Genomic DNA, 234 nt, shown 5'->3' on the forward strand with positions numbered 1-234 from the left:
GATTAATACGTTCAATTAACGCTTCATCAAAAAAGTCTTTAGGCGGTACATAATCTGCTAATCCTTTTATTTTTGGCAACTCTAGTGGCGGGTCGTCTTTAAACAAATCTTCAACACTTGTTGGTCGTTCTGTTTCGCGCCAATCAAAACCTCGTAGCTTTTTATCTCGTTCTTTAAATTGAGATTCAGGTGTAAGCGTACCATCAACTTGGTTATATCTTGTGTATTCTTCTA

The 234-nt window shown here is 36.8% G+C and carries 1 pseudogene; it reads right to left on the reverse strand.

The features are described 5' to 3' along the window. Positions 1-234: pseudogene (locus FUA24_RS03155) on the reverse strand (OstA-like protein); the annotation flags it as partial.

It is taken from the genome of Seonamhaeicola marinus, assembly GCF_008085455.1.